Here is a 26,764-nt window from a genome sequence, read left to right on the forward strand (position 1 = left end):
ACCGGCACCTGCACCACCTGCCAGCGCCCCCTGCCCAGAACAACCCCCACCAGCGAAAACCCAAGAGCCAGAACAACCTAACGGAGTCCTACTAGTGCATTCGGTCCCCGCGCATGATGATCGACTCATGGACAGCCCGCAGTCTGTCCGCCACCGGGGAACGAGGGGTCGCCCATGCCTGAGCCACGTACTTTCACCGAGCAGAACCCGATCCGGGTGTTCCTGCTGGACGACCACGAGGTCGTCCGCCGCGGCCTGGCCGATCTGCTCGACGCCGAGCCGGACATCTCGGTGATCGGCGACGCCGGCACCGTCGACCACGCACTCGCCCGAGGCCCCGCCCTGCGCCCCGACGTCGCCGTCCTCGACGTTCGGCTGCCGGACGGCGACGGCATCTCCGTCTGCCGCGAATTGCGCAACCAGATGCCCGAGCTGGCCTGTCTGATGCTGACCTCGTTCGACGACGAGGAAGCCCTCCTCGACGCGATCATGGCCGGCGCCTCCGGCTACGTCCTCAAGCAGATCAAGGGCTCCGACCTCGTATCGGCGGTACGCACCGTCGCCTCAGGCCAGTCGATGCTGGACCCCGCGACCACGGCCCGCCTGATGCGCTCGCTGCGCGCCGAACCCGCGGACAGCCCCGCCGTGCCGTCCGAGCTGGCGAGCCTGTCACCACGGGAGAGAGACATCCTGGCGCTGATCGGCGACGGTCTGACCAACCGCGAGATCGGCAAGAAGCTCTACCTCTCGGAGAAGACCGTCAAGAACCACATCTCCCGTCTCCTGGCCAAACTGGGCGTGCAGCGCCGCGTCCAGGCGGCCGTCCTCGCCGCCCATCTGGAGCAGCCGGAGACGGACGAACGTCGAACCAAGTAGGGAATGGAGGACGGGCCCCATCGGGACCCCGTGATGGGCCGGACGGCCCCTGTCTCGGCGCTCCCCCACCGGGGACGCTGAGGCGACCGCCGATACCGGCGGCACCCTTCCGCAGAGTGAGGGGATGAGCCCCCGATGCCTTCCACCGCCCTCGACGCCCGGACCCTGGAGACGTTGGTCTCCGCCGCGGTGACAGCCCCCTCGATCCACAACACGCAGCCCTGGCGCTTCCGGCTCGACGCGGACACGGTCACGCTGCAGATCCGCGCGGCCACGGACCGCGGCCTTCGGCACACCGACCCGGTCGGCCGCGCCCTCCACCTCTCGGTCGGCTGCGCCCTCTTCAACCTCAGGGTGGCGATCACACGCTTCGGCTGGGAGCCGGTGACCCGGCTGCTGCCGAGTCCCGCCGAGCCCGACCTGCTCGCCGCCATCCGACTCGGCGGTCCCGCCAAGGGCTCCTTCCCCGGTCTCTACGACGCGCTGTGGCGCCGGCACAGCAGCCGTTTCCCCTTCTCCGAGCGCCCTTTGCCCACCGCGGCACTGGCCGAACTCACCGAAGCGGCCCACTCCGAGGGCGCCACCCTGGCCCACCTCTCCCACGCCGCAACCGACCACGTTCTCCGGCTCACGAGCGATGCGGAGCACCGGAACACGCTCGATCACGACCGAGCCGCCGAAAGCCGCCGTTGGCTGCGGGAGGGGGACGGCACCGGTCTCGGCATGCCGCCGGAAGTGGTCGGCCCGCAGGACTTCCGGGAGACCGTCCCCATGCGGGACTTCGGCGCTCACCGCACGCTCGAAGGGCTGCTCGCCCGCCCCTTCGAGCAACGGCCCGCCATCGCCGTCCTCTCCACGATGCACGACCGCAGGACGGACTGGCTTCGCGCGGGGCAGGCCCTCCAGCGTGTCCTGCTGGTCGCCACCGCCCACGACATCCGGGCGTCACTCCTGCACCAGGCACTGGAATGGCCCGACCTGCGCCGACAGCTCCGCTCGTCGACGGAGGCCCGTCCCGCCCACGCCCACATGCTGATCCGCCTCGGCTACGGCCCCGAAGGGCCTCCGTCCCCACGTGCCGATCAGGGTCGCGTCGCCGCGTCGGACCCCCTGTGACGGGGTCACCGCCCCCGGCCGATGTCGTCGACGTGGGCGACGAAGCGGGCGGCTCCGTCCGTCACCCGGTGGAGGAACGCGCCGCCGTCCTCGGACGTCTCGAAGAACTGGACGTCGGGAATCGAACACGACTCTGTGGGTGAGCGGCGAAGCCCACCAGGTCGTCGCCAAGCCCTCGGCAGAGCACGCGTCCTGACGGCGGAAACGTCTCACATTCGTCTCACAGACCCCACGGAAGAGCGCAGGTCGGAGTGCGTCCGACCTGCGCTCTCCGGACTCTATGGACGATTCGGCGGCCCTCTGGACGCCGAGTAAATTAGGAGCATGAGCCGATGGAAACCCGACGCACGAGGCCGCCTGGAGAAGGCGGCGCTGGAGCTCTACAACCACCAGGGCTTCGACGCCACCACCGTCGCGGAGATCGCCACCCGGGCCGGGGTCACCGAACGGACCTTCTACCGGCACTTCGCCGACAAACGGGAAGTCCTCTTCCCGGCCGACAACCCCCTCCCTGACATCCTCACGGACGCCACGGCCGCCGCCCCCGTCCCGCTCCCGCCGCTGGAGGTGATCACCCGCGCCCTGACCGAAGCCGCTCCCGTCTTCGAAGAACGCGCAGACCTGGCACCGCAACGCCAGGCCGTCATCGCCGCCAACCCCGGACTCCAGGAACGCGAACTGGCCAAACTCGCCGCACTCGCCTCCACGCTCGCCCACGCGCTGCGCGAACGTGGTCTGCCGACCACCACCGCAGCACTCGCCGCGGAAATCGGGATCGCCGCGTTCAAGGTCGCCTACGAACGCTGGGTCAACGACCCCGACCGACGCCCCCTCGCCCAGCACATCCGGGACACCCTGGACACCGCCAGGCACCTCCTCATCGCACCCGCCGAACACGTCGCCGCGAGCGACGACATGAGCCTCGCAGGCCAGGAGGGTGCGGCATGAACGCAGTGGGCACCTGACGAAGGGGCCCGCGGGGGCTTTGTTCACCGCTTGCGGCAGGACCCTGCCCGTCGGCTGATCCGAGGTGGAGCGTCACGGCAACGTGGCGCCCGCTCTCTCCGGTAGCTCGACGCCGCCGCGGTCGTGCTCGCCGTTGCGGCCCTTGGACATCGCGCAGCCGAACGTGCGCAGGTTCGCGAGATCTCGGTGGAATCAAGGCAGGAACCCGCGCGCCAGACAGCCGTTGCAGGGCTGCGACCGAACTGTGGCCGCAGGACCTGCTCTGCCTGCCTACGGCAAGGTCACTCCCATGATGCCGAGGACCTGGTCGCGCAAGGACTGTGCATCGCTGTCCTCCCGCGCGAGGGCCGCACTCCAGATGAGGCAGGACAGCCCGCTTCCGGCGCGCTGTCGCGCGTCCGGCACCGGCCCGATCACCTTCTCCGGGCGGGCGGTGAGACCGTCAGCCATCGGCGCGAGCCTGGCCTCCCGCGCCACGCGCGCGAGCTCGGAGTCGGGCTGGCTCAGGCAGGCGGCGATCAGACGGCGATCAGGCGGCCGAGGCCGTTCGGCACGGCATCGGCGACGCGCCCCAGGGGCGGCATCCAGGTCGGTGAGCGGGTCGCCGCTCTCGGCCTCCTCGTGCTGCGCCATGTCCGCCCGCAGAGCAGCCATGACCAACTCCTCTTGCCCGCCCAACGCCCATACAGAGCGCAGAGCCCGATCCCGGCCGACTCGCCACGTCCTTCATCCGCAGCCCGTCGTACCCGCGCTCCTCCAGCAGACCCAAGGCGTGTTCGAGGGCCAGGCGATCGATGTCCGAGCGGCGAAGTCGGCCGCGAGGCGCGTTCTGCATGCCATGGCTTCCACGGTCACGACCCGCGCACTCGTCCTGGGCGGCGGCGCACTCGTCCTGGGCGGCGGCGTAACCGGCATGGGCTGGGAGGTCGGCGTGCCGGCCGGTCTGCTCGACGAGGGCGTCGACCTGCGCGACGCGGACACGGTGATCGGGACGTCTGCCGGCCTGCCGCTCACCGCAGTGGCCGTCACCGCGGTGTTCGTGGTCGTGATCATCGCGCTGCTCGGGCTTCTCGGCCATCCCCGCCTGCCGACCTGGGCGAAGATGATCGTGTTCGTCACGGTTCCGGTGGCGGCGCTGGCCTGGCTGCTGGTCGTCACGGCGGACGACACGCTCAAGGACCCCGGCGAGGACCCGTGTTCCATGTACTACGGAGGCGTCGGCGTCTCGAAGGCGTTTCCCCCACAGGCGTACTGCCGCTACGAGGACGGCAGCACCCACGACCTCGCGACCGGCACCCAGTTCGTGTTCTGGGTCTGCTTCGCCATCAAGCCTGGCCCTGCTGTCGATCGGTCTGGGATGAATCGACTTGGCCGGTGCCACGGAGGTGAACGAGGAGGAGATCCTTGGCAACGACGCCGAACCCGCCACCCTCAGCGACGAGTTACCCGGCTGCGCGGCATGCTGGGCGTGCCGCGGCTCACAGCGGCTGAGGGAGGGGGGCGGGGAACAACCGGAGCTGGTCGGCCGTTCCTCTCTACGTGGCTGGTGGAGGGGACAGTGTCCCCGGGCCTCACCTATAGCCCATGGGGACGATCGTTCGGCTGAAGCCCCATGGAGCCTTTCGCCGCGAGGCGACCGCCCTCCGCACGCCACCGCACACGGCCCCGGCTGGTCTCCCCCGTCCAGCCGGGGCTTTCGTGCGCCGACCGTCCGCGCGGCACCGTATCGGAAGACCGTCGGCCGCTCTCCCGGGCGCGCCTCGTTCCCAGCGCTCCCCAGCCGCTTTCAGGCGAGGTGAAGCGTGCTCAGGGCCGTGGTCCAGTCGGTGACGATCGCCTGCTGTGCGGCGGCGAGGGTGACGGTTCCCTTGCAGACCGCGGTGTGCAGCTTCGTCTCCACCGGGTCCTTCGCGTTGTTGACCCCGGAGCCCTTCTTGTGGCCGGGGTCGGCCGGCTCCACCCACAGGTTGCGGTAGTCGTTCGGGTCCCCGCCCAACTGCAGGCTGATCAGGTGGTCGTACTCGGCGTCCCCCATGCGTCCGGTGAAGCCGTAGGAGGCGGCGTTGAGCTTCTTCTCCTTGCCTGTCACGTACGTGGAGGGGCGTACCCCGGAGGTGTAGCCGCCCTTGCGGCATATGGTCGAGGCCAGGTTCTTCTGCGTGACCGCGGGGGATATCGCGCCCGGCGTGCACTTCGGATCCTCCAGCGGTTCCCCCTTGACGTACCGGTAGTGGCAGGAGCCCGCGGCCGGCTGCTTTTGCACCGTGTAGTCCTTCTGCGGTCCGGCCCCTACCGCGATCGCCCGCCCCGAGCCGGTCGGCGCTCCCGGTGCCGGGCTCTGCGTCCCGGACGGCGTCGACGTGCCGAGTGAGGCGGGTGAACAGCCCGCCAGCAGCAGGCTGGTGAGCAGGACGGGCGGCACGGTACGGCGGGCAGAACGCATGACGGTCCCTCACAGGCAGACGATGGCACGCTGGCTGAGCAGATGCTCCCCCATGCCGATGTCCTGCCACCGCGCGGGGTCCGGCTTCGTCGACCGTCAGTTCGCCGCACCCTCCCCGCTGCGGGCGCGTCCGCGGCTGCGTCACCGGCTCTGCCCGGGTGCCTCTCCCCCTGTCGAAAGGGCCCGTACGGACCGGGAGACCTCGTCGCGGAGGTCGTCGAGGCTGTGGTCGGGGCCGAGGACCATGCGCCGCAACTGGGGCATGGCGATGCTCCAGCCTGCCAGGGCGAGGGTGAAGAACACACGGGTCCGCGCGTCGCCGTCCGCCCCGCCGGATTCGGCGGCGTCGATCTTGTCCTGGTAGTGACGGGTCCGGGCCTCTTCCGCCGGGACGGGCTCCTCGCCGATCTCCAGGGCCTCCCACATCACCAGTCGCAGGGCCTCGGGGTGGGCGCGGTGGTAGTCGAAGAGGCGCTCGGCATAGCCGGGCAGGTCGTCGCTCGGCGGGACGGCCTCGGCGAGGTCGGCCAGGGTGCGTTCGACGACGAGGGCGAAGAGCTTGTTCTTGTCGCCGAAGTAGTCGTAGATCGCGCGCTTGTTCGCCTTGGCCGCGGCGGCGATACGGTCCACCCGGGCGCCGGCGACGCCATGTGCGGCGAACTCCGTGGTCGCCGCAGCGAGGATGCGTTCTTTGGTCGCCGTGGAGTCGTATGCCATGCATCCGATGGTAACGAACTGGTTCGTTTGACGAATGCAAGGCGTGCATGCCAGGCTCGATAATCGAACCATCCAGTTCGTTCGGTTGGAGCTGAGCAATGACCCGCAAGCTGCCTCTTCTGATGGCGCTGGCCTGTGGCGTCGGCGTGGCGAACGTCTACTTCCCGCAGGCCCTCACCCCCCTCATCGCCGACGGTCTCGACGTCCCCCCGGCCACGGCGGCGATCGTGGCGACGGTGACCCAGCTCGGTTACGCCGTCGGAATCTTTCTGCTGGTGCCCCTCGGCGACCGCCTCCCGCGCCGCCCGCTGATCACCGGCCTGCTCGCGACGACCGGTGTCGCCCTCCTCGTCGCCGGTCTCGCACCGGCCACCGGCCTCCTCCTGGCGGCGGGTGCCGTGGTGGGTGTGGCGACCGTGGTTCCGCAGCTGCTGCTGCCCATGGCCGCGGGTCTGGTCGAGTCCGATCGGCGCGGCAGTGTGATCGGCACCCTCCAGGCGGGCCTGATAGGCGGCATCCTGCTGGCCCGCACCTTCGGCGGCGTCCTGGGCGAGGACCTGGGCTGGCGCGCCCCGTATCTCGTCGCCGCCGTGCTGACCGGGCTGCTGGCCGTCGTCCTCGGCCTCGCGCTGCCGGGCAACGCCCCGGCCGTGGACGACCGCTACCCGACCCTGCTCGCCGGCACCCTGCGGATGCTGCGCGACGAGCGGGAGCTACGGCGCTCCGTGCTCTTCCAGGTCACCCTCTTCGGCGGGTTCAGCGCGGCCTGGACCGCGCTGGCCCTGCTCATCACCGGGCCCCGCTACGGCATGGGTACCCAGACCGTAGGGCTGCTGGCCCTGATCGGGGCGGGCAGCATGTTCTGCGCCCCCGCGGCCGGACGCCGGGTGGACCGGCTCGGTGCCGACCGGGTGAACCTGTGGTGCATCCTGGCCGCTCTCGCCGCGGCGGCGGTGCTCACCGCGGGCTCGCTGGGCGGAGCGGCGGGGCTGGTGGCGCTCGCGGTGGGACTGCTCCTGCTGGACGTGGCGGTGCAGTGCGGTCAGGTCGCCAACCAGGCCAGGATCTTCGCGCTGCGCCCCGAGGCCCGCAGCCGTCTGAACACCGGCTACATGACGTGTGCGTTCCTCGGCGGCAGTGCCGGGTCATGGCTCGGCACCCGCGCCTATGTCCAGTTGGGCTGGGGTGCCGTCTGTGCCCTCATCGCCCTTGCGGCGGTCCTCGCCCTCGCCGCGTACCTGACCGGTCGCCGCGGACAGCGCGGCAGCCGGCAGACCCCGCCGCGGTTGGCCGACCTGCCGCGGTGAGGCGTTCCCGTCAGGCGCCGAGGCGGTACACCGTCCCGGTCGAGCGAGGCCGAAGGCGCCGTACGACCGTGGGGCGGGCCGCCTCGGGTGAACGCGGCCTTCCGCCCGGCCGACAGCCCACCGGACATCTCCTCACCCGGCAGCCCCGCGCGACAACGGCCTACGCAACGACCTTCGCGACGGAATCACGACCCTGCTGCGCGATGCGGTCGTCCGTGGTGTCGTCGGCCCCGCCCACGCCGATGGCGCCGATGACCTCGCCGTCGGCCGTCACGATCGGCACGCCGTCGGCGACCGGGAGCAGGTTGGCATCGAGCAGGTGGGGAGGTGCCACCTGCATCTGAGGGGACGCCACGAAGGCCGCGAACTTGGCTGTCGGGACACCGCTCACGGCCGACGTGTAGGCCTTGCGTCGCGCGGTCTCCACACCGAGGAGGCCCACGCCGTCGTCACTGAGGAGAACCTTCGTGACGCCGCTTCGGTCGACCACGACGGCGCACACCTGGTGACGCTCGGCCCGTCCTGCTTCCAGGGCCGCGAGTACGGCGCCGTGCGCGATCTCGTGGCTGAGCGGCACTCGCATGGAGCGGTCCCTTCCCTTGCCGGCCTCTCGTCGACCGAAAGGTCGAGGGGCCGTCTTCCGTGGAGTCCGCTCAGCATGTCGCCACCGGACCGCGAATATGAAGTGGGGATCACATTCGCATCCGGTACGGCAGAGCTCACTGCGCCGCCGTACCGAGCAGGTACAGGCAGGCGACGTTCACCAGCTCGTCGGTGAGCTGACGCCACGTCAGCGGCAGGTCGGACTCGAACGGTTCGCCGTACAGCACACGGTTCTGACAGGTCCCGTAGATCAAGCGGTACACGACGTCCACGCGCGTCTCCGGTTCCGGCGCGTCGATCATCGGCACGATCGGCTCCAGGAACTTCCGGAAGACACGAGCGGCGTCGACGGCGGCCTCGGAGCCGACCTGGGCCACCGCGGGATCGGTGGCGCCCGCGGCCAGGAAGACTCGCATCAGGCGCTCGTGCGCCTGATACGTCTCGGTGAGTCCGGCGACGGCCGAGGCGACCAGTGCGGCCGGATCCGTTCGCAGTGGAGTGAAGCGGCGGATGATGTCGGCGCGGAGCTGGTCGATCATGTCGTGCTGCAAGGCCGCGATCAGGCGGTCCTTGTCACCGAACCGGCGATAGACGCTGCCCACCGAGACACCCGCCCGGGCAGCGAGGGCTGCGACGGTGAGCGCTTCGGTGCCGCCCTCTTCGAGCAGGGCCGTGCCCGCCTCCAGGATGCGCTGCTGAGTCAGCCGACTACGCGCCTGCTGCGCCGGCGGCAGGTCAAGTGGCGGTTCGATGCTCACCGCACCAGCCTATACGCCGCCAACATCCCCTCCGGCAGCCCCTGTACGCGGCGACGCCGGACCACGATCAGCGGTGCGCCTCATCGCCTCGCGCCCCCACCACGCCTCCCGCCGAGCGACCACTTCCCCGGCCGACGAGCACCTGAACATGCCTCTTGACGCACCCGCGGGCTAAATGCGAATGTGAATCCACAATCCTATTCGAGGTCGCACACGACGGTGCCCTCGCAGGTGTTCCCCCTGCCCTGCATGCTCCATCTGCTGTGCACCCGAGCCGCACGGGAGACAGAACGATGACCACCACTTCAGAGGTCGACACCGGCACGGCCTACGGCCGTCCGAAGCCTTCGTACAACGCACGCCTCCGCGAGGTGGGGCCCGGCACCCCCATGGGCGAGGCCCTGCGCCGCTACTGGCACCCGATCGCCAGCTCCGAGACGCTCATCGCCGGTGCCCTGCCGCAGAAGACCCGCGTACTCGGTGAGGACCTGGTCGTGTTTCGGGACGGGCAGGGCAACCCCGGTGTCGTGATCGAGCGCTGCACCCACCGCGGCGCCAGTCTCTTCTACGGCCGCGTCGAGGACGACGGCATCCGCTGCTGCTACCACGGCTGGAAGTTCGACGTCCAGGGCCGCTGCATCGAGCAGGCGTGCGAGCCGGCCCTGGGGCGCAAGCGCGACGCCGCCCGTCAGCCCTGGTACCCCGTCGGCGAGCGCTACGGCCTGGTCTTCGTCTACATGGGCCCGCCCGAGCTCAAGCCCGAACTCCCCCGCTACGACGCGCTGGAGAACCCCGCGGAGGACGAGAAGTACTTCGCCAGCTGGCCGGTTCCCCACGCCGCGGTCACCGGCATGCCGGCGGACTTCAGCTGGCTCAACCTCTACGAGAACTCCGCCGACCCGTCGCACGTCACCTGGCTCCACTCCGCGCACAGTGGATACCAGATGAAGGGCACCGGCACCTTCGGCTACCCCGAGAACTTCTTCGACCCGGCCACCATCGCCGAGCGTCTGACGTACGAGCGCACGGACCACGGCCTGAAGCAGACCCAGCGACTCGAGGTCGAGGGCGAGGACGGCGAGGTCAGCGAGCTCGGCTTCACGATGGAGCAACTCCTTCCCAACGTCTTCGGCCTGCCGGACTTCGTGACCGTCGCCCCCGACAAACGGCAGGACCAGTTGCTGTGGGTCGTGCCCTCCGACGACACCAGCCACCGGCTCTTCTTCTCGATCCGCACGAACGATCCCCGGCGCATGGTCGACTTCGCCATCGGCATCACGCAGAACGGCAAGCAGAACCACGAGCTGACCGACGAGGAGCGCCAGAGGTTCCCCGGTGACGCTGAGGCCCAGGGCTCACAGGGAGCGATCACCCTGGACTCCGAGGAGACCCTGGCCACCCAGGACCGCGGTGTCGTCATGCTGCGTCGCATGCTGCTCACGATGGTCGACGACGTCGAGGCCGGGCGCGACCCGATCAACATCATCCGCGACGCGTCGGAGGTCCACCACACCGACGCCGGCCTGTTCACCCTCGGCAAGCGCCCCGCGGGCGACGCCCCGGCCGCGGCTGGTGTCTGAGCAGGAATGATGAGCATTGAGTGGCTCGACACCATCGTGGCCGCCCGGCGCGACGCGACCGCCCGGGTCGTGGTGCTCGATCTGGTCAGTCCCGACGGCGTCGAGCTCCCGGCGTTCGCCGCCGGTGCCCACGTGGACGTACTGGTGGACGATGCCGCCGGACTGGTCCGCCAGTACTCCCTGTGCGGGCCGCCGCACGACCGCACCCGGTACCGGCTGGCAGTGCTGGCCGAGACGGCGTCGCGCGGCGGCTCGCTGGCGATGCACCGGCTCCGCGAGGGCGACCGGCTGCGGATCTCCATGCCGCGGAACAGGTTCGGGGTCTCGGACGAGGCACGTCGCCATGTGCTGGTGGCCGGCGGTATCGGCGTGACTCCCCTGTTGGCCATGGCGCACGAGCTCGAAGCCAGGGGCGCGGAGTACGAGTTGCACTACTGCGCCCGAAGCCGGGCGGACTCGGCGTTCGCCGACGAGCTGGAGCACAACCCCCGCGTTCGGCTCCACTTCGACGACGGCCCCAACGACCAGCGGTTCAGCACCGCCACCGACATCGGCCCGCCCGACCCCGACACGGTGGTCTACGTCTGTGGTCCCGGCGGCTTCATGGACTTCGTGATCTCGTCCTCACTCGGAGCGGGATGGCCCGCCGAAGCGATCCACAAGGAGCGCTTCGCACCCGTGGAGGACGCCGCCGCCCACACGGCCGGCGGGGCTTTCAAGGTGCGGCTCGCCAAGACCGGCGGCGAGTTCGAGATCAAGGACGGCGAGAGCGTCCTCGATGTCCTGCTCGCGGCCGGCGTCGACGCCCCCTATTCCTGCCAGCAGGGAATCTGCGGCGACTGCATCGTGCGCGTGATCGCCGGAGAGCCCGACCACCGCGACGACGTCCTGACCGACCGTGAGCGCGCCGACGGCATGTTCACCACGTGCTCATCGCGAGCACACTCACCGATTCTGGAGCTGGACCTATGACATCCGCATCCACCGCGAACACCGAAGCCGTCGAGGCGATCAAGCAGGCCGAGGCTGCATGGCTCGCCGCTCTCGTCGAGGGCGAGAAAGCGTTGATCCCCCTCATGCTCGAGGACAGCCGCGTCGTCCATGGCCCGGTCGGGATGGTCGACGACCGGGAGACCTGGGCCCATTTCCATGTGACCCGCCGCCGCTCCGTCGCCGCGAAGGCCACGGAGCTCGAGATCACGGTGCGTGGCAACACCGCGATCACCACGTGTTTCCACGAGATGTACACCGTCCTCGACGAGAACATCGCGCCGTTCCCGATGCAGGAGGTAGTGACAAAGGTCTGGGAGGAGACCGCGGAGGGCTGGCGCCTGGCGCACATGGTCATGGGCAGGCGTTTCCCGCCGGTCTGACGTCCCGGAAGGCCGACCGCCCTGAACCCTCATGCGGCTGTTCGATGAACGGACATGAGGGTTCAGGGCATGCCGCCGTGGGCGGAGAGTTCGACGTGCAGGGTTCGTGCGGCGATCGCCGCTGTTGTGGAGATGAGGCAACACATGTCAGCCACCGAGACCGAGGCTCCCCCGTCCGGCGCGGTCCGCACCAGCGACCTCCTCATCGCGGGCGAGCACGTCGCGGCCAGGGACGGCCGCTACTTCCATACGACCGAGGCCCTCACCGGTGAGCCGATCGCGCGGGTCGCGGCGGCCTCCGTCGAGGACGTCAACCTCGCGGTGGACGCGGCGGCGGCCGCTCTTCCGGAGTGGTCAAGCCTTCCGCCGGCCGCGCGCCGGTCGGTTCTGGAGCGGGCCGCCGTCCTGCTCGGGGAGCGCACCGACGACATCGTGGCCACGATGAGCCGCGAGATGGGCGCCACCCTCCCCTGGTGCGGCTTCAACGTGCACGTCGCGAAGGGCATGCTCGTCGAGGCGGCTGCCCAGGCGTACGCGGCCGTCGGCGAGGTGATCCCGTCGGACGTGCCCGGCCTCACCGCCCTCGGGGTACGTCAGCCGGTCGGTGTCGTCGTCGGCATCGCACCCTGGAACGCGCCGCTGATCCTCGGTGTGCGCTCCATCGTGTGGCCGCTGGTGTGGGGCAACACCGTGGTGCTGAAGTCCTCCGAGCAGACGCCCCTCACCCAGGCCGCCATCGTCCAGGTGCTGCACGACGCCGGGGTGCCCGCCGGAGCGGTCAACCTCATCAGCAACGCGCCCGAGGACGGTCCGTCCGTCGTCGAGGCGCTGATCGCCCACCGCGCCGTGACGCGCGTGAACTTCACCGGGTCCAGCCGGGTCGGCCGTATCATCGGCGAACTCGGCGGTCGCCACCTGACCCGTGTCGTGCTCGAACTCGGTGGCAAGGCGCCTTTCCTCGTCCTTCCGGACGCCGATCTGGAGGAGGCCGCCGCCGCGGCCAGCTTCGGCGCCTTCATGAACCAGGGCGAGATCTGTATGTCGACCGAGCGCGTCATCGTGGACAGGACGGTCGCCGACGAGCTCTCCTCCCGCCTGGCCGAGCGTGCCTCCAAGCTCGTCGTCGGACCCCCGAGCGACCCCGCCTCGCAGGTCGGTCCGCTGGTCCACGGCGCGGCCCGCGACCACGTGGTCGAGTTGATCGAGGACGCCCGCGCCAAGGGCGCGCAGGTCCTGGCGGGCGGCACGGCCGACGGCCTGTTCGTGCACCCCACCGTGCTGCGCGGGGTCACGCCTGACATGCGCATCTACACCGAGGAGACGTTCGGACCGGTGGTCTCCATCATCGAGGTGGATTCGACCGACGAAGCCGTCGCGGTCGCCAACGACACCGAGTACGGGCTCTCCGCCGCGGTCTTCAGCAGGGACGCGGCCGCCGCGCTCGACGTGGCCCGCCGCATCAAGTCGGGCATCTGCCACATCAACGGCGCCACCGTGCACGACGAGCCCCAGATGCCCTTCGGCGGTGTCGGCGCCAGCGGCTGGGGCCGGTTCGGGTCCCGCGCCGCGTTGGAGGAGTTCACCGAGCTGCGCTGGATCACCATCCAGTCGGGATCCCGCCACTACCCCATCTGACGATGCGGCCAGGCCGTACGGCGCACGTGACACAGCGTGCGCCGCGCCCCCGGCTCCTGCTCCCCTGGCTGTGGTGCCTAGCCGCTGCCTTCAGCCCGGCGGTGGGAGCGGCATGGCTGGCGGACGCCCGAGAAACAGAGGCCTCCCAGCGGCTCGACCGAGAGCTGGAGGAGTTCTTCCGGTCCGTCTGACGAGCCCCTGTACCAGCATCTCCACCCTTCCGAGGAGTCAACAATGTCGCAGGCCGACAACGACCGCCACGAGATACGGCGGCTCATCGAGAACTGGGCGCTGTGGCGCGACGCCGGGGACTGGGGCCGCTTCGCCACGGTCTGGCATCCGCGTGACGGCTGGATGAGCGCCACCTGGTTCCAGGGCAGCGCCACCGACTTCATCAAGGCCAGCCGCGAGGGCTTCGAGAACGGCGTCAGCATCCTGCACTTCCTGGGCGGCCACACCGCGGACATCGTCGGCGACCGAGCCATCGCCCAGACGAAGATGACGATCAATCAGCGCGCGAGCGTCGACGGTGTCGAGGTCGATGTCGTGTGCACCGGCCGCTTCTACGACTTCCTCTCCCGCCACGAGGGCCACTGGACCCTGGTGCGCCGGCAGCCGGTCTACGAGAAGGACCGGCTCGACGTCGTGGACCCCGCCGCCTCGCTCACGTTGGACCCGGAACTCCTGGACCGGTTCCCGACCGGCTACCGGCACTTGGCCTACCTTCAGACCAAGGCGGGTTTCACGGTGAAGGACGGGCTTCCCGGCCTCACCGGCCCAGCCGTCGAACAACTGTACGGCGAAGGCAAGCAATGGCTGATGGAGGCCTGATGAAGTTCACCCACGCGACCCTTCCCCAGCGGGTGGTCTTCGCAGCCGGGGAGTCACCCGCCGCCGTGGCGGCGGAGGTCGAGGCACTCGGCGGCTCCAAGGTCATGTTGATCGCGTCGGACCGCGAGAAGGAGCTGGCCGACCCGATCGCCAAGGAGATCCCGGTCGTCCTGCGTCACGAAGAGGTCGTGATGCACGTACCGGTCGAGGTCGCGGGGCGAGCCCTGCGGACGGCGGTCGACGCGGGCGCGGACATCCTCGTCAGCGTCGGCGGCGGCTCGACCACGGGGCTGGCCAAGGCGGTGGCGCTGACCACCGGGCTGCCGATCGTCGCGGTGCCCACCACCTACGCGGGCTCCGAGGCGACCAACGTGTGGGGCCTGACCGAAGGCGAGACCAAGACCACCGGCGTGGACGACAGGGTGCTGCCCGCCTCGGTCGTCTACGACGCCGCTCTGCTCACCTCCCTGCCCGGCGAGATGACCGTCGCCAGCGGCCTGAACGCGATGGCGCACTGCGTGGACTCGATGTGGGGACCGCGTGCCGACCCGATCGACCGGGCACTGGCGCAGGAGGGCATCCGCGCACTCGCGACCGGTCTGCCGACGGTGGCCGACGACTCGACGAGCGTCAAGGGCATCGAGCAGACACTGTACGGCGCCTACCTCGCCGCCGTCGCGTTCGCCTCTGCCGGCTCCGGCATGCACCACAAGATCTGCCACGTCCTCGGCGGCATGTTCAACCTCCCGCACGCACAGACCCACGCGGTCGTGCTGCCCTACGTGCTGGCCTTCAACGCCCCGCACGCTCCCGAGGCGGAGTCCCGTATCGCCCAGGCATTCGGCTCCCAGAAGGCCGGCGCCGGCCTGGCCACCCTGCGCAGTGCCCTCGACGCGCCGAGGGCACTGCGCGACTACGGCATGCCCGAGGACGGCATCGCCAAGGCGCTGGGGCCGATCATGAAGGCCATCCCCGACAACAACCCGGCCCCCGTCACCGACGAGAACCTGACCGCGCTGCTGACGGCGGCGTGGGCCGGCGACCCGATCAACTGAAGGAGGCCGTCATGGCTACCTACGTCAACCCCGGCTCGGCCCGGGCCGGTGCCCACGGCACCATCTACCGCGAGGTGTCGCCGGAGCAGCAGGCGGTCGAGCAGCAACTCGTCGACAACGTCGTGGCCTCCTTCGGCGCCTGCCCGGACCCGCGGCTGCAGGAACTGATGACCTCCCTGGTCAAGCACCTGCACTCCTTCATCCGCGAGGTCCGGCTGACCGAGGAGGAGTGGGGGACGGCGATCGACTTCCTCACCAAGGCCGGCCACATCACCGACGAGGTCCGGCAGGAGTTCATCCTGCTCTCCGACACCCTCGGCGCGAGCATGCAGACCATCAACGTCAACAACCAGGCCTACAAGGGCGCCACCGAGGCCACCGTCTTCGGGCCGTTCTTCGTCGAGGACTCCCCCGCCATCGAGCTCGGCGAGGACCTGGCCTTCGGCGCCCCCGGCGAGCCCTGCTGGGTCGAGGGCACCGTCACCGACACCGACGGCACCCCGCTCGCCGGCGCGCTCATCGAGGTCTGGGAGGCCGACGAGGACGGGCTGTACGACGTGCAGTACGAGGCCGGCAAGCGCGCCGGCCGGGCCCACCTCTTCTCCGCCGCAGACGGCAGCTACCGCTTCTGGGGCCTCACCCCGACGCCGTACCCCATCCCCGACGACGGACCCGTCGGCAAGATGCTCGAAGCGGTCGGCCGCTCACCGCTGCGCGCCGGCCACCTGCACTTCATGGTGTCCCACGAAGGGACACGCACGCTGGTGACCCACATCTTCCCCGAGGGCGACCCGATCGGCCGCAAGGACACCGTCTTCGGCGTGAAGGACTCACTGATCAAGCGGTTCGAGCAGCAGCCCGCCGGTACGCCGACGCCCGACGGCCGCGTCCTCGACGGCACCTGGAGCCGGGTGCGCTTCGACATCGTCCTTGCCCCCAAGGGCGTGTGACCGGCCCACCGTTCCCACCGAGGAGGCGTTCCCGTCGCCAGGTACGGTTTACCGAGGTTGATCCGGTAGAACCAGGAACTGACGGTCCCCGGGCCCGGCTACGAAGGCAGCGCCGCCGTCACCGGAACTCTGACCACCGCCCGGTCACCGGTGCCACCTACATCGAGATCACCAACGGCCCGCCTTCCTGCCGGAAGGCGGGCCGCGTCCCGCGCGACTCCCGTCAGGCCGGCAGCAGCTCCGCGAAGTCGCGCAGCGGGCGCGTGCCGTCCCAGTCGACCGATGCCCGCCAGACGGAAGTGAAGATCCCGCGCGTGATCTCGTCGTCCTGGACGAGCTCGATCATCCCCGGGGCATCCTCACCGGTCTCCAGGAAGAAGACCTCACCCCCTGGGACACGACCGTGGAAGAGCACCGACGCTCCGCCCGCCTCACGACGTGCGACCTCTTCCCTGACGTTCGGCACGGCCTTGGCGATGTGATGGAAGCCGTAGCCACGGCGCTCGTGGGCGTCCCTGTAGACGGACGGCTCGTCGTCCAGGGTCTGGATCAGCTCGACCATCATGTGTCCCGAGAAGGCGAGGGCGAGGGTGAACTCGGCCTTTCCCGGCTCACCACGGTAGGTGGAGCCCGCGCCGCCGATCCTCTCGTTCACGAACCAGGGGCCGACGCCGAGTTCACCGGTCCACCAGCGCATCCCGGCGGTGAGGTCGGGGACCATGTACGCGAACTGGATGATGGCGTCGGTCGGCTGACCGAAAGGAAACTCCATGGTGGTTGTCCTCGATCGTCGATCGTCTCTAGGCAGACGGGCGGGTGAAGCCGGTGGCGCCGCCGTCCACCGGGAGGGCCGCGCCCGTGATGTAGCCGGCTTCGGACGAGGCCAGGAAGAGCACCGCGTCGGCGAGCTCGTCCGGTTCTCCTTCTCGGAGCATGGGAGTGCTGATCCTGACCCGCTCCCGGAATGCCTCGGCTCCGCCGGGCGGAAGGCCCGTGGTGCGGGCGGCGATGTCGGTGTTCATGCCGCCTGGAATGACGATGTTGACCCGGATTCCGTCGCCGATGACCTCGGCGGCGAGGATGCGTGTCAGGTGCTCCAGCGCGGCCTTGCTGGTCCCGTAGGCGGCGGTTCCCGCGCTGGCCCTCCGGCCGGCCGCCGAGCCGCAGAAGACGACGGCCCCGCCGGGTGCGAGCAAGGGCCTGAGCCCCTGCATGAGGAAGAACGAGCCCTTGACGTTGGTGTCGAACACCATGTCCCAGGTGGCTTCGTCCATGTCGCCGAGGCGTTTGATGCCCGCCTGCCCGGCGTTGAGGAAGGCGGCGTCAAGGTGGTCGACCTGTGCGGCGACCTCGGTGACGGCGGCCTTGATGCCGGCCACTGAGGAGAGGTCGGCCGCCACGGCGATCGTGCCCTGGCCGATCAGATCGCTCGCGAGCTTCAGCTGGTCCGGGTCCCGCGCGATGATGACCACGCGTGCGCCCTCGCGCGCGAAGGCCTGTGCGGCCGCCAGACCCAGGCCTCTGCTGCCGCCGGTGACGAGACAGGTCTTTCCGAGGAAACGATGACGCCGGTCCTCGACGGCCCCGTCGCCGCTTCCGGCGTCAGTCGTGTCGTTCATGGTTCTCCTTCGTGGGGGGATCAGGAGTGACGGTTCAGGAGTGGCGGTTCATGCGTCGATCTCGACGCCGCCGAACGGAGCTCCGCCGTTCAGGACGCGCTCCTCCGGCGGAATGGGGGCGAGGCTCACCCGTACGTCGATGCACGTCGGCCGGCGGGCCGCCAGAGCGGCCTCGATCGCCGGGCGGAGCTGGTCGAGTTCCGTGACGTCGACGCCGTCCGCGCCGAGAGCCCGTGCGACGCCACTGTAGGAGCCGTTCTGCAGGCGGTTGTTGGTGACGCGGTCCTGTCCGAAGAAGAACTGCTGGGTGTGCAGGGTGGCGCCCCAGGCCTGGTTGTTGAGGACGATCACGACGACCGGGAGTCCCGCGCGGACGAGGGAGTCGAACTCGGCGAGGCTGTAGCCGACGGCGCCGTCGCCGGTGACGAGGATCGTCGCCTTGTCGGGGGCCGCGTACTGCGCTCCCAGGGCCACGCCGAAGTTGCTGCCCATCGAGCTGAGGTAGCCGTGCCCGAGGTAGTGGGCCAGCGGGGCGAGGGCGATCGTCTCGGAGAGCCACAGCTCGGTCAGGGCGCCGTCGACGACCACGGTGGCACTCTCGGGGACACTCTCGGCGATCGTGCGGACCACGAGGTACGGGTGGATCGCGTCGTCCTCGTGCTCCTCGGTCTCGGCGGCGAGCGCGGATCGCCGGGTGGCCGAGATGTCCCGCAGGGTCCCCAGCCAGTCGTCGCGCCCGGAGGGCACGGGGCTGTCGCCCAGGCGCTCGTTCAGCAGGCCGATCGTGCCGATCGGGTCGGCCTGGACGCCGAGTTCGACGTCCTGCAGACGGCCGAGTTCACGGCCGTCGGGGTCGATCTGGAAGATCCGCGCGCTCTTCGGGAGCAGTCGGCCCGTGCCGAACTGGGTGGCCATTCCGAAGCGCAGCCCCAGCAGCAGGACCAGGTCGGGCCGCTCGTCCTCGGGGACGGTGGCCAGGGACTGGATGAGACCGACGTGCTGCTCGGAACCCACGATCGCCCCGAGGCCCTCCCAGTCGGAGAAGAGGGGCACTCCGGTACGGGCGGCGAACTGGTGCAACTGTGTCCGCGCCTCGGCAGTGACGAAGGACTTGCCGACCAGCGCGATCGGCCGCCGGGCGGCGGCGAGCGCCTCGACGATCCGGTCGATGCCACCGGCGGGGGCGATGCCGGTGCCGTCGAGGTCGATGCGGTAGTCCTCGACCTCGTCCGCGTCGACCTGCTGACGCAGGACGTCCCAGGGAATGTCGAGGAGCACCGGGCCCTTGGGCTCCGACTGCGCTATGCGTATCGCCTGGGCGACCAGGCGGGGGATCAGCTCGGTACGGGTGACGCGGTGCGCGAACTTGGTCACCGGGGTTGCCATCGCGACCTGGTCGAACCCGGCCTGCTGGTCGTTGACCTGGTCCGTCTCAAGAGGCCCGGAGCCCACGACGTAGAGGACCGGGGTCCGGTCCAGATGGGCGTTGGCGACAGAGGTCAGGACGTTGGTGAAGCCGCCGCCGGCCGTGACGACGGCGACTCCCAGCTTTCCGGTGACGCGCGCGTAGCCCTCGGCCGCGTGGCCGGCGTTCATCTCGTGGCGCACGTCGACGATCCGGAGCTTGGCGTCCAGGGCGTCCTGGAGGATGCCGTCGATATGTGCTCCGGGCAGGCCGAAGGCGACGTTGACTCCGGCTCGCTGCAGCGTTCGCACGACGAGCCCACTACCGGTTGCGGGTGCCATTCGGTGATCCGCCCTTCTGGACATCCTCAGGGTGCCGACAAAAGTCGCCGGAACAGGGCCGTATCTCGGGCCGTCCGTACCGGAGTCTCGGGCGCGGCCCCTGTGACGACAATGGCCGTGTTCGTTGGATGGTCAACGCCTTGTCCGACCGAGACAGGCCGACACCCGCAGGCAGGACTTCCCGGCGGCCCGGTACGTCGTTCCAGGCGGTGCGAGTCCGTTCGGCGCAGCCGCGTGGACGGCGTGATGGACGCGGCGTTCATCATTGACGACCCGCTGACCTTGGACCGCTCACACGGAGGCCGAGACGGCGAGCTCGGGGTCGTACTCGTAGATCCAGCCGTTCGCCCTGAGTGGGTCGGCCTGCGAGTACGCCAGGTCGCGGGCGTGCTGCTCGGGGCCGTCCGGAAGGTGGTTGATGTGGGACCTCCCGTGCGACACCTCCTGCAAGCGCGCCGTGCGGCGTCGGCGGAGCTCTTCGTAGCGTCCCAGCGCCGCCGACGGGCTGTCCGGGTCCTCCGCGAGACAGAGGGCCAGGACGGCGCCGTCCTCGATCGCCTGGGCAGCGCCCTGGGCGAAGAACGGGAACATCGGGTGGGCCGCGTCACCCAGCAGGGTCGCGTTGCCGCGGTTCCAGTTGTCGAGGGGCTCGCGGTCGAGCAACGCCCAGCGTCCCGGTGTCTCGGCCGACCTGATCAGCTCCACCAGACGCGGATCCCAGCCGTCGAACTCGTCGAGCAGTTCCCCGAGCGTCGCGGTGGCCGTCCACGACTCGACACTGCTCGCGCCGGCCGGTGCGAAGGCGACGAGGTTGACATAGTCCCCGCCGGAGACCGGGTAGTGCACGAGGTGGTGGTCGGGGCCGATCCAGAGGGTCTGGGCGCGCCGCCTGGCGAATTCGGGTGCTTTGCGCGCCGGCACGAGGGCCCGGTAGGCGCAGATGCCCGACTCCCTGGTCCGAGTCGGCCCGACGATCGCGCCACGAACGCGTGAGTGGACTCCGTCGGCACCGATGAGGATGTCCGGGCGAACCGTGTCGCCGTCCTCGAACCGCAGCACCGCCTGGTCGCCTTCGAACTCGACCGAGACGCAGCGCCTGCCGAGATGGAGCGAGTCCTCGGGGACGGCCGACCTCAAGGCATTCAGCAGATCGGCGCGGTGGGCGGTGTACGTGTGCTCGCCGTACAGGCGTTTGCACCCGTCCTGGAGGTTCTCCGCGGAGAGGACGGTGCCGTCCTCCCAGCGCCGGAACTCCCAGCCGATCTCCATCTGCACCGCGCGCTCGATGAACCGGTCCAGCACGCCGAGACGCCGGAGCAGGCGGGCGGCGTTGGGGGCGATCACCAGGCCGGCACCGACCTCGGTGAGGGCTGCGGCCTGCTCGTAGACGTCACTGTGGAAGCCCTTGTCGTGGAGGAAGGCCGCGGCAGCGAGGCCTCCGATGCCGCCGCCGAGGATCGCGATCCTGGGGCCTGCTTCCGTAGTCATCATGCTCTTTCACTCCCGTTGGCCTCTGGCGAGGTGGTGACTGGCTGCCTGCAAGAGTCCGGCAACGTGCGCACTGAAAGAACACCTTCATTCATCCAACGAACATGGAAGGTAGAGTCACCTGCGCCGCACCGGATGAAGGAGAGGCCCATGCCTCGCGCGAACGAGCCAGGACGCACTGTCAGCTCCCGACTCTGGGATCTGCTGTTCGCCTTCGACCCCAACAACACCGAGCTGACCCTCGCCGACCTGGTCCGGCGCACCGGCATGCCGCACGCGACCGCCAGACGTCTGACGCTGGAACTCGTGGAGGCGGGCGCGCTGGAACGCACCAGCGACAACCGCTTCGCGATCGGCCTGCCGCTGTGGCGCCTCGGGACCCTCGCACCTCGCGCCGAGACGCTGCGCAGCGCCGCGCAGCCGTTCGTGGAGGACCTGTACACAGCTCTTCGCCAGCATGTGCAGCTGGCCGTCCTCCAGGGCGACCAGGCCGTGATCATCGAGCGCCTGTCGGCCGTCAACGCCGTCGGTCTGACCTCACAGGTCGGCGGCCAGCTGCCCCTGCACTGCTCGGGCGTCGGCAAGGTGCTGCTGAGCCACAGCAGTCCGGCGTTCATCGATGAGGTGTTGGCCGGAAGACTGCGCCGCTTCACTCCCAGAACGATCGTGGACCCGGTCCAGCTCCGTGGCCAGCTGGCGTCCTGTCGCTCGACGGGAACGGTGGTCGTCAAGGAAGAGCTGAGCGAAGGGGCCGAGTCGGTCGCGACGCGCATCGTCGACGGCCGCGGCAAGGTCGTCGCGGCCCTCTCCGTCGTGGTGGCCTCGGGCTCGATCAAACTGCAGGCGGCCGTTCCCTCGCTGGTCGCGAGCGGACTGGGGTTGTCCAGGAGTCTCGGCTGGAGGCCCGGCATCCCCATTCGCACCTCGTGACCTCTCGCGGGGCGAGGAAACCGGCACGTCATGCGCGTCATGCCGGCGGTTGCCGCCGGGAGAGCTGCATGTGACCGAGGCGCCATCCCTCGTCGGTCGAGAACCACACCCGGGTGGCCACGGCCTGGACCAGGAACGGCGGCAGGTCGGGCAGGCGACGGATGCGCATCTTCTGGAAGCACGTCACGATGGCCCGTCCGCCCCGCTCCCGGCAGGTCACCTCGCTGGTCTCGGCCTCGACGGTGGGTCCCATGGAGGCGTTGTAGCCGAGGAAGTGCTCGCGTTCATGGACGTTCCCGACCGGGCCGTGCACGATCACACAGTCGGGAAGCATGAGTTCACGCTGTTCCTCGTCTCCCTTCGTGATCGCGACGAGCCACGCGGCCTCCGCCTCGGCGACCGTGGCCGGTGTCCGGACGTCGTTCCTGCTCGTCCCCGGGTGTGTCGTGGTCATGGTGCGACTCCTGTCCGAGTGTGTCGGTTGATCGTTTTCTCTTGTACGCCATGGCCCGCCGCGACCACCGCTTTCGGGGAGTCGCGGCGAGCGCTCCGGTTGTCCCGGCGCCGGCGTGCTCGTCGGGCGGTCAGCCGTCGAGGGTGTGCGGGTCGTCGTCGAGATGAGCCTGGTCCACGCCACCGGGCCCGCCTACGAGGGTGAGCGCCGCCGCCACCAGAGCGGCCGCGCCACCGAGGACGAACGCCAGGGAGTAGCTGCTGCTGAGGGCGTGGAAAGCGACGTCCTTGAGCGGGTTGAAGGGGATGACGTGACCGTCCGGCGAAGTGATGCTGCCCGGCACCGAGTTGGCGCCGAGCGGGCCCGAGCCCACGGCGTGCACCGCCGCCTCCAACTGCGGCTTCTGATCCGCGGGAGCATGGGCCGGGGCCGCCTGGAAAGCCGCGTAGGCCTTGCTCAGGGTCGGATTGCCGGCCAGGTTGCGGGAGATCTCCTTGGCGGCCTGGCTCAGTGCGACAGCACTCATGATCGCGGGGCCGAGCGCGAACCCGAGGTCCCGGAACGTGCTCGTGGCGCCGCTTGCCATGCCGGCGAGGTGGTTGGGCAACGTGTTGACCGCGACCGCGCTGATGGCGGCGAAGGCCAGTGCCGAGCCGACGCCGGCGAGGATCAGCGGTCCGAAGATGGACGGCAGTGCCCGGTTGCTGGTCGGAATGCCGGCGAACCACAGCCCACTGGCGCCGATGAGGGTCAGGCCACTGAAGAGAACCCACCGGGGGTTGTACCGCTCGAGCAGCTTGAAGGTGAGGGGCAGCTGCACAAGGCCGATGCCTCCGAAGAAGAGGTAGGCGACAGTGGCCCGCAGTGGGCTGAATCCCTGGACGATGGTGAGGCGGATGCTGGTGGAGTACATGATCGCGAGGAAGCCGAACATCCCGATCACGGTGACCACCGAGTTCACGGCGAACGCCCGGTTCTTGAAGACGCTCAGGAGAAGGAGCGGCGCGTCCGTACGGTTCTCCCCGAAGACGAACAGCCCGAGGAGCACGGCCGCGGCGAGGAACGCGATGACGATCTGCGGGCTCCCCCAGCCGCTCTCGGAGCCCTGGATCACGGCGTAGAGCAGAGCGAACAGGCCGAGTGCGGAGGTGATCTGCCCCGGCCAGTCGAGGGACCGGCCCTCGGGCGCGGAGGAGTCGCGGGCGAAGGCCAGGGACAGGAGCGCGCTCACCGCGGCGATGACGAGGACACCGACGTAGGCCCAGCGCCAGTTCGCGTTGCCGGCCCAGCCGCTGTGGATCTTGGTGGAGAGGCCCGCAAGGAGCGGTCCGAGGAAACCGCCGATCGACAGCGCGGCGGCCCAGATCGCCACGCCACGAGCGCGGGTGGCGGTGGTGTGGGTGCCGGCCGCCACCATGGCGAGGCTCGTCGGGAAGATGGCCGCGGCCCCGATGCCGCTGAGGAGCTGGGCGAGGATCAGCAACGACACCCGGGTGTCGGTCGAGTATCCCGAACCCGGCACCAGGACCGCGACGGTCGAGCCGACCGCGATGAGCGCGGCGCCCCCCACGAGCAGACGCTTACGGCCGAACAGGTCGCCGAACACGCCGAAGCCCAGTTCCAACGCGGCGACAGGAAGAAAGAAGGCGTCGGCGACCCACGTCAGTTGGGCCGACGACGGCGCGAGATCCTGCTGAAGCAGCCCGGTGATGAGCGAAGGGACGGCAAGGGCCATCTGCGCGAGGCACACGGCGAGAACCACCGCGGCCAGGGTGCCCGAGGTCAGGGTGTATCTGCCACCCTCTCCCTCTACCGCCTTGGGTGAATCGATCTGAACCATGGACGACTCCTTGGCGTGAAGCGCTGCTGTGGAACCGGCGTCCGCTGCCGGACCCTGCTGTGGGTGCTTTTTGTCGCGGTCATCCCGGCAACACCGCTGCCATGCCGCCCCTGAGCTCGCGGAGCGTCTCCGCGTCGCCCATCCACCGGACCTGATTCAGAAGGCTGCTCGGCGCGGCGGCGACCGGCCGAGCAGCGTCAAGTTAGGAGTGACCCCCGTCACGCTCAACGGTCATGTTCATTAGACGAACAAGCCGCCGCTGATCCGCGGTTTCGCAGCGCACCATCCCTGAGCTTGTTCTTTATGGTCTGAGTCGGTTTCGTTCGGTGATGTTCTCGGGTCGTTTCACGGTCTTGCCCACGTCGTAGCGGGTGACGGGCCGTCGGTTCTTCGAGGCAAGTGGCCTGCCTGGTCCGGGCGTTGAGGGTTTCGGTGCACGGGCCGGGCAGGTGAGAGGCTGTCGCACGACTTCCCCCGTCCTGGAGTCAAGAGCGCGATTTTGCGGTGCCGACGAGGAGTTTGCTGAGGTTGTGGACGGTGCCGAGGAGCTTGATCTCGGTGTCGACGGCTCGGCGTCCGCGGTAGTTGAGGTGTCGGCCGAATCGCTGGAAGAGCTGGGCGAATCCCGGCTCGACGAGAGCGCTGCGCTGGCGGTACTGGGCCCGGCCGGTCGGGGTCGCCAGGCGGTCGGCCATGGCCTGTTGGCCGGCGGGGGCGGCCTGGCGCTTCGCGGGGAATCCTGCCTGGTCAGCCTCGCTGGTGACCGAGACCAGGAGCGGCAGGTCGGCGAGCTCCTCGAAGGAGGCGGCGCTGGCGTATCCGCTGTGCGCGAGCCAGAGCAGGATGTCGCCAGACAGACCTGCCGCGTGCTGGTTGTCCTGGGTCTTCCTGACCATCGGGATCAGTGCTGTGCGGTCCGACGGGTTGTCGTGCAGGGCGATGGCCAGCAGTATCTGGCGGCGCGCGCACACGATCTGCAGGTTGTATCCCTGCAGGTAGCCGCCCCGTTTGCCCAGTTGCAGCAGTGAGTCCGGATCGCTCAGGCTGGCTCTACCTTCTTGATCGGGTTGATCGAGCCATTCGTAGGGTTGGATCGCCCAGGGACGCCGGGTGTGGCTATCAGGCTGCTGCCAGCTCGTGGCTTACGCCGCTTCGCCGCCCGGCGCCCCACGACGACTCGGCCGCCGATTAGGAAGTGCGAATCTGTCGCTGTGTAGAGCAATGCCGGCGAGGTCGTCCGTGGCCACGAACAGCACGAACAAGCGGGTCAGGAGCATGATGAGCCGGATATGGGCGCGGATCGACAGCGGCAAGGGCCACCACCACGGCCTCGCACTGGATGCCGACGGCAAGACGCTGTTGTCGCGGCGGGTCCCCAATGACGAACCCGAGCTGCTGAAACTGATCGGTGACGTCCTGGACCCGGCCGACGGCCGTCAGGTCACCTGGGCCATCGACATGACCGGCGGCGAGCCCGCGCCGTTGCTGGCGCTGCTGGTCAACCACGGCCAGGAAGTCCTCTACGTTCCCGGCCGCCTGGTGAACCGGGCGGCCGACGGCTACCGCGGCGAAGGCAAGACTGACGCCCGCGACGCCTACGTGATCGCCGACCAGGCCAGGATGCGCCGCGACCTGCGGCCCATCCGTCCCGGCGACGAAGCCGCCATCGAGCTCAAGCTGCTGACCGGGCGCCGTGCCGATCTGGTCGAGGACCGCACCCGCGTGGTGAACCGCCTGCGCGGCACCCTGCTGAGCATGTTCCCGGCCCTGGAACGGCCCCTGGAACTGACCAACACCGGCCCGCTCAAGCTGCTGACGGGCTACCAGACCCCGGCCGCGATCCGCCGCGCCGACGCCGCACGGCTGACGAAGTGGCTGGCCAACCGCAAGGTCCGCAACGCGAGATCCCTGGCCGAAGCCGCGGTCGAGGCCGCCGAGCGCCGGCACACCGCTGTCCCCGGGGAGAAGACCACCGCGAAGCTGGTCCATACCCTGGCCGAGGAGGTGATGGCCCTCAACGAGCAGATCTCCGAGATCGACAAGCTCATCGAGGGCCAATTTCGCGAACACGAACTCGCTGACATCGTCCTGAGCGTCCCGGGCATCGGCACCGTACTGGGCGCCGAGTTCGTCGCCGCTGTCGGCGGCAGTCTGGACGACTTCGACTCCCCGGACGCCCTGGCGGCCTTCGCCGGCGTCGCCCCCGCACCTCGCGACTCCGGCAAGGTCAGCGGCAGCCTCCACCGGCCGATCGCCTGCCACCGAACACTCCAGCGCGTCTTCCACACCTCCACCCTGGCCAGCGTCCGCTGCGACCCGAACTCACGGAAGTTCTACGACCGCAAACGTGCCAAGGGCAAGAAGCACGTCCAGGCCGTGCTCGCCCTTGCCCGCCAACGCGTCAACGTCCTGTGGGCTCTGATCCGTGACCGACGGTGTTACGAAGTGACGCCCCCAGCGGCTACAGCAGCTTGACA

At 69.7% G+C, this 26,764-nt stretch carries 27 protein-coding genes and 1 pseudogene; 15 read left to right on the top strand and 13 right to left on the bottom strand.

Features of this window, described 5'->3' with window-relative positions:
* Positions 1–174 precede the first annotated feature (174 nt).
* From ACZ5SK_RS45330 to ACZ5SK_RS45340, 3 genes are all read left to right on the top strand, one after another.
* The gene (locus ACZ5SK_RS45330) at positions 175–876 is read left to right on the top strand and encodes a response regulator (RefSeq protein WP_468577874.1); all 702 of its coding nucleotides are present in this window, start codon (positions 175–177) and stop codon (positions 874–876) included.
* Positions 877–1,011: 135 nt separating this feature from the next.
* The gene (locus ACZ5SK_RS45335; protein WP_334573785.1) at positions 1,012–1,992 is read left to right on the top strand and encodes an Acg family FMN-binding oxidoreductase; all 981 of its coding nucleotides are present in this window, start codon (positions 1,012–1,014) and stop codon (positions 1,990–1,992) included.
* Positions 1,993–2,316: 324 nt separating this feature from the next.
* Positions 2,317–2,940: a TetR family transcriptional regulator gene (locus ACZ5SK_RS45340; RefSeq protein WP_468577876.1), complete on the top strand. Its 624-nt coding sequence runs from the start codon at positions 2,317–2,319 to the stop codon at positions 2,938–2,940.
* Positions 2,941–3,228: 288 nt separating this feature from the next.
* Here the strand turns inward: ACZ5SK_RS45340 and ACZ5SK_RS45345 are convergent, their stop codons facing one another.
* Positions 3,229–3,612, bottom strand: a complete 384-nt coding sequence (locus ACZ5SK_RS45345) for a hypothetical protein (RefSeq protein WP_457494941.1) — start codon at positions 3,610–3,612, stop codon at positions 3,229–3,231.
* 184 nt (positions 3,613–3,796) lie between these two features.
* Between ACZ5SK_RS45345 and ACZ5SK_RS45350 the strand changes: the two genes are divergently transcribed.
* On the top strand, positions 3,797–4,564 hold the full coding sequence (locus tag ACZ5SK_RS45350) for a hypothetical protein (RefSeq protein WP_468577878.1): 768 nt from the start codon (positions 3,797–3,799) through the stop codon (positions 4,562–4,564).
* A gap of 180 nt (positions 4,565–4,744) precedes the next feature.
* Here the strand turns inward: ACZ5SK_RS45350 and ACZ5SK_RS45355 are convergent, their stop codons facing one another.
* Positions 4,745–5,401, bottom strand: coding sequence for a hypothetical protein (locus ACZ5SK_RS45355; protein ID WP_334573790.1), 657 nt, complete (start codon positions 5,399–5,401; stop codon positions 4,745–4,747).
* Positions 5,402–5,542: 141 nt separating this feature from the next.
* Entirely contained in the window at positions 5,543–6,118 is a 576-nt protein-coding gene (locus tag ACZ5SK_RS45360) for a TetR/AcrR family transcriptional regulator (RefSeq protein WP_334573791.1), read from the bottom strand.
* A 98-nt stretch (positions 6,119–6,216) separates the two neighbouring features.
* Here ACZ5SK_RS45360 and ACZ5SK_RS45365 point away from each other — a divergent pair, with 98 nt between their 5' ends.
* The gene (locus ACZ5SK_RS45365; RefSeq protein ID WP_468577879.1) at positions 6,217–7,425 is read left to right on the top strand and encodes an MFS transporter; all 1,209 of its coding nucleotides are present in this window, start codon (positions 6,217–6,219) and stop codon (positions 7,423–7,425) included.
* A 160-nt stretch (positions 7,426–7,585) separates the two neighbouring features.
* On the opposite strand, the gene ACZ5SK_RS45370 is transcribed toward ACZ5SK_RS45365, so the two are convergent.
* Positions 7,586–8,008, bottom strand: a complete 423-nt coding sequence (locus ACZ5SK_RS45370; protein ID WP_334573794.1) for a GlcG/HbpS family heme-binding protein — start codon at positions 8,006–8,008, stop codon at positions 7,586–7,588.
* 136 nt (positions 8,009–8,144) lie between these two features.
* Positions 8,145–8,786, bottom strand: coding sequence for a TetR/AcrR family transcriptional regulator (locus ACZ5SK_RS45375; protein ID WP_334573796.1), 642 nt, complete (start codon positions 8,784–8,786; stop codon positions 8,145–8,147).
* 293 nt (positions 8,787–9,079) lie between these two features.
* Between ACZ5SK_RS45375 and ACZ5SK_RS45380 the strand changes: the two genes are divergently transcribed.
* The 8 genes from ACZ5SK_RS45380 (at position 9,080) to ACZ5SK_RS45415 (ending at position 16,210) form a co-directional block, all read left to right on the top strand.
* Positions 9,080–10,366, top strand: a complete 1,287-nt coding sequence (locus ACZ5SK_RS45380; protein WP_361710218.1) for a Rieske 2Fe-2S domain-containing protein — start codon at positions 9,080–9,082, stop codon at positions 10,364–10,366.
* Positions 10,367–10,375: 9 nt separating this feature from the next.
* On the top strand, positions 10,376–11,338 hold the full coding sequence (locus ACZ5SK_RS45385) for a PDR/VanB family oxidoreductase (RefSeq protein WP_334573799.1): 963 nt from the start codon (positions 10,376–10,378) through the stop codon (positions 11,336–11,338).
* Positions 11,335–11,739 (top strand): nuclear transport factor 2 family protein, encoded by a 405-nt coding sequence (locus ACZ5SK_RS45390; protein WP_361710214.1) that lies wholly within the window; start codon positions 11,335–11,337, stop codon positions 11,737–11,739. Before ACZ5SK_RS45385 ends, ACZ5SK_RS45390 begins: the two co-directional genes overlap by 4 nt.
* A 144-nt stretch (positions 11,740–11,883) precedes the next feature.
* Positions 11,884–13,374, top strand: coding sequence for an aldehyde dehydrogenase (locus tag ACZ5SK_RS45395; protein ID WP_334573802.1), 1,491 nt, complete (start codon positions 11,884–11,886; stop codon positions 13,372–13,374).
* A 26-nt stretch (positions 13,375–13,400) separates the two neighbouring features.
* Positions 13,401–13,565, top strand: coding sequence for a hypothetical protein (locus ACZ5SK_RS45400; protein WP_334573804.1), 165 nt, complete (start codon positions 13,401–13,403; stop codon positions 13,563–13,565).
* Between the two features lie 43 nt (positions 13,566–13,608).
* Entirely contained in the window at positions 13,609–14,205 is a 597-nt protein-coding gene (locus ACZ5SK_RS45405; RefSeq protein ID WP_361710211.1) for a nuclear transport factor 2 family protein, read from the top strand.
* A complete protein-coding gene (locus ACZ5SK_RS45410) occupies positions 14,205–15,260 on the top strand; it encodes a maleylacetate reductase (RefSeq protein WP_334573807.1) in 1,056 nt (351 codons plus the stop codon). Before ACZ5SK_RS45405 ends, ACZ5SK_RS45410 begins: the two co-directional genes overlap by 1 nt.
* An 11-nt stretch (positions 15,261–15,271) precedes the next feature.
* Entirely contained in the window at positions 15,272–16,210 is a 939-nt protein-coding gene (locus tag ACZ5SK_RS45415; protein ID WP_334573809.1) for a dioxygenase family protein, read from the top strand.
* 223 nt (positions 16,211–16,433) lie between these two features.
* Here ACZ5SK_RS45415 and ACZ5SK_RS45420 read toward each other — a convergent pair whose 3' ends face one another.
* The 4 genes from ACZ5SK_RS45420 to ACZ5SK_RS45435 form a co-directional block, all read right to left on the bottom strand.
* Positions 16,434–16,982 carry a VOC family protein gene (locus ACZ5SK_RS45420; RefSeq protein WP_334573810.1) on the bottom strand — a complete coding sequence of 183 codons (549 nt, stop codon included), beginning with the start codon at positions 16,980–16,982 and terminating at the stop codon, positions 16,434–16,436.
* A 28-nt stretch (positions 16,983–17,010) separates the two neighbouring features.
* A complete protein-coding gene (locus ACZ5SK_RS45425; protein WP_361710204.1) occupies positions 17,011–17,829 on the bottom strand; it encodes an SDR family NAD(P)-dependent oxidoreductase in 819 nt (272 codons plus the stop codon).
* A gap of 48 nt (positions 17,830–17,877) precedes the next feature.
* Positions 17,878–19,599, bottom strand: a complete 1,722-nt coding sequence (locus ACZ5SK_RS45430; protein ID WP_334573814.1) for a thiamine pyrophosphate-binding protein — start codon at positions 19,597–19,599, stop codon at positions 17,878–17,880.
* 267 nt (positions 19,600–19,866) lie between these two features.
* Complete coding sequence (locus tag ACZ5SK_RS45435; protein WP_334573816.1) at positions 19,867–21,066, bottom strand: FAD-dependent monooxygenase; 1,200 nt, start codon at positions 21,064–21,066, stop codon at positions 19,867–19,869.
* Between the two features lie 147 nt (positions 21,067–21,213).
* Between ACZ5SK_RS45435 and ACZ5SK_RS45440 the strand changes: the two genes are divergently transcribed.
* Positions 21,214–21,993, top strand: a complete 780-nt coding sequence (locus tag ACZ5SK_RS45440) for an IclR family transcriptional regulator (protein WP_334573817.1) — start codon at positions 21,214–21,216, stop codon at positions 21,991–21,993.
* A 37-nt stretch (positions 21,994–22,030) separates the two neighbouring features.
* Here ACZ5SK_RS45440 and ACZ5SK_RS45445 read toward each other — a convergent pair whose 3' ends face one another.
* The 4 genes and pseudogenes from ACZ5SK_RS45445 to ACZ5SK_RS45460 all read right to left on the bottom strand — a co-directional run bounded on the left by ACZ5SK_RS45445 (position 22,031) and on the right by ACZ5SK_RS45460 (position 25,381).
* Positions 22,031–22,447 (bottom strand): nuclear transport factor 2 family protein, encoded by a 417-nt coding sequence (locus ACZ5SK_RS45445; protein ID WP_334573819.1) that lies wholly within the window; start codon positions 22,445–22,447, stop codon positions 22,031–22,033.
* Between the two features lie 130 nt (positions 22,448–22,577).
* Positions 22,578–24,287, bottom strand: a complete 1,710-nt coding sequence (locus tag ACZ5SK_RS45450) for an MFS transporter (RefSeq protein WP_468577884.1) — start codon at positions 24,285–24,287, stop codon at positions 22,578–22,580.
* A 301-nt stretch (positions 24,288–24,588) separates the two neighbouring features.
* Positions 24,589–24,753: pseudogene (locus tag ACZ5SK_RS45455) on the bottom strand (NF041680 family putative transposase); the annotation flags it as partial.
* 19 nt (positions 24,754–24,772) lie between these two features.
* On the bottom strand, positions 24,773–25,381 hold the full coding sequence (locus ACZ5SK_RS45460; RefSeq protein WP_334581029.1) for a transposase: 609 nt from the start codon (positions 25,379–25,381) through the stop codon (positions 24,773–24,775).
* Between the two features lie 184 nt (positions 25,382–25,565).
* Between ACZ5SK_RS45460 and ACZ5SK_RS45465 the strand changes: the two genes are divergently transcribed.
* On the top strand, positions 25,566–26,762 hold the full coding sequence (locus ACZ5SK_RS45465; RefSeq protein ID WP_468577895.1) for an IS110 family RNA-guided transposase: 1,197 nt from the start codon (positions 25,566–25,568) through the stop codon (positions 26,760–26,762).
* Positions 26,763–26,764: the final 2 nt, after the last annotated feature.

The organism is Streptomyces sp. NPDC031474 (assembly GCF_055581185.1).

Coding starts and splice junctions, on each gene's coding strand:
- ACZ5SK_RS45340 (WP_468577876.1), top strand. CDS start 2,317: ATGAGCCGATGGAAACCCGACGCACGAGGCCGCCTGGAGAAGGCGGCG.
- ACZ5SK_RS45380 (WP_361710218.1), top strand. CDS start 9,080: ATGACCACCACTTCAGAGGTCGACACCGGCACGGCCTACGGCCGTCCG.
- ACZ5SK_RS45445 (WP_334573819.1), bottom strand. CDS start 22,447: ATGACCACGACACACCCGGGGACGAGCAGGAACGACGTCCGGACACCG.
- ACZ5SK_RS45405 (WP_361710211.1), top strand. CDS start 13,609: ATGTCGCAGGCCGACAACGACCGCCACGAGATACGGCGGCTCATCGAG.
- ACZ5SK_RS45420 (WP_334573810.1), bottom strand. CDS start 16,982: ATGGAGTTTCCTTTCGGTCAGCCGACCGACGCCATCATCCAGTTCGCG.
- ACZ5SK_RS45330 (WP_468577874.1), top strand. CDS start 175: ATGCCTGAGCCACGTACTTTCACCGAGCAGAACCCGATCCGGGTGTTC.
- ACZ5SK_RS45410 (WP_334573807.1), top strand. CDS start 14,205: ATGAAGTTCACCCACGCGACCCTTCCCCAGCGGGTGGTCTTCGCAGCC.
- ACZ5SK_RS45395 (WP_334573802.1), top strand. CDS start 11,884: ATGTCAGCCACCGAGACCGAGGCTCCCCCGTCCGGCGCGGTCCGCACC.
- ACZ5SK_RS45425 (WP_361710204.1), bottom strand. CDS start 17,829: ATGAACGACACGACTGACGCCGGAAGCGGCGACGGGGCCGTCGAGGAC.
- ACZ5SK_RS45450 (WP_468577884.1), bottom strand. CDS start 24,287: ATGGTTCAGATCGATTCACCCAAGGCGGTAGAGGGAGAGGGTGGCAGA.
- ACZ5SK_RS45385 (WP_334573799.1), top strand. CDS start 10,376: ATGAGCATTGAGTGGCTCGACACCATCGTGGCCGCCCGGCGCGACGCG.
- ACZ5SK_RS45435 (WP_334573816.1), bottom strand. CDS start 21,066: ATGATGACTACGGAAGCAGGCCCCAGGATCGCGATCCTCGGCGGCGGC.
- ACZ5SK_RS45440 (WP_334573817.1), top strand. CDS start 21,214: ATGCCTCGCGCGAACGAGCCAGGACGCACTGTCAGCTCCCGACTCTGG.
- ACZ5SK_RS45390 (WP_361710214.1), top strand. CDS start 11,335: ATGACATCCGCATCCACCGCGAACACCGAAGCCGTCGAGGCGATCAAG.
- ACZ5SK_RS45355 (WP_334573790.1), bottom strand. CDS start 5,401: ATGCGTTCTGCCCGCCGTACCGTGCCGCCCGTCCTGCTCACCAGCCTG.
- ACZ5SK_RS45350 (WP_468577878.1), top strand. CDS start 3,797: ATGGCTTCCACGGTCACGACCCGCGCACTCGTCCTGGGCGGCGGCGCA.
- ACZ5SK_RS45365 (WP_468577879.1), top strand. CDS start 6,217: ATGACCCGCAAGCTGCCTCTTCTGATGGCGCTGGCCTGTGGCGTCGGC.
- ACZ5SK_RS45345 (WP_457494941.1), bottom strand. CDS start 3,612: ATGGCTGCTCTGCGGGCGGACATGGCGCAGCACGAGGAGGCCGAGAGC.
- ACZ5SK_RS45360 (WP_334573791.1), bottom strand. CDS start 6,118: ATGGCATACGACTCCACGGCGACCAAAGAACGCATCCTCGCTGCGGCG.
- ACZ5SK_RS45335 (WP_334573785.1), top strand. CDS start 1,012: ATGCCTTCCACCGCCCTCGACGCCCGGACCCTGGAGACGTTGGTCTCC.
- ACZ5SK_RS45465 (WP_468577895.1), top strand. CDS start 25,566: ATGAGCCGGATATGGGCGCGGATCGACAGCGGCAAGGGCCACCACCAC.
- ACZ5SK_RS45370 (WP_334573794.1), bottom strand. CDS start 8,008: ATGCGAGTGCCGCTCAGCCACGAGATCGCGCACGGCGCCGTACTCGCG.
- ACZ5SK_RS45430 (WP_334573814.1), bottom strand. CDS start 19,599: ATGTCCAGAAGGGCGGATCACCGAATGGCACCCGCAACCGGTAGTGGG.
- ACZ5SK_RS45415 (WP_334573809.1), top strand. CDS start 15,272: ATGGCTACCTACGTCAACCCCGGCTCGGCCCGGGCCGGTGCCCACGGC.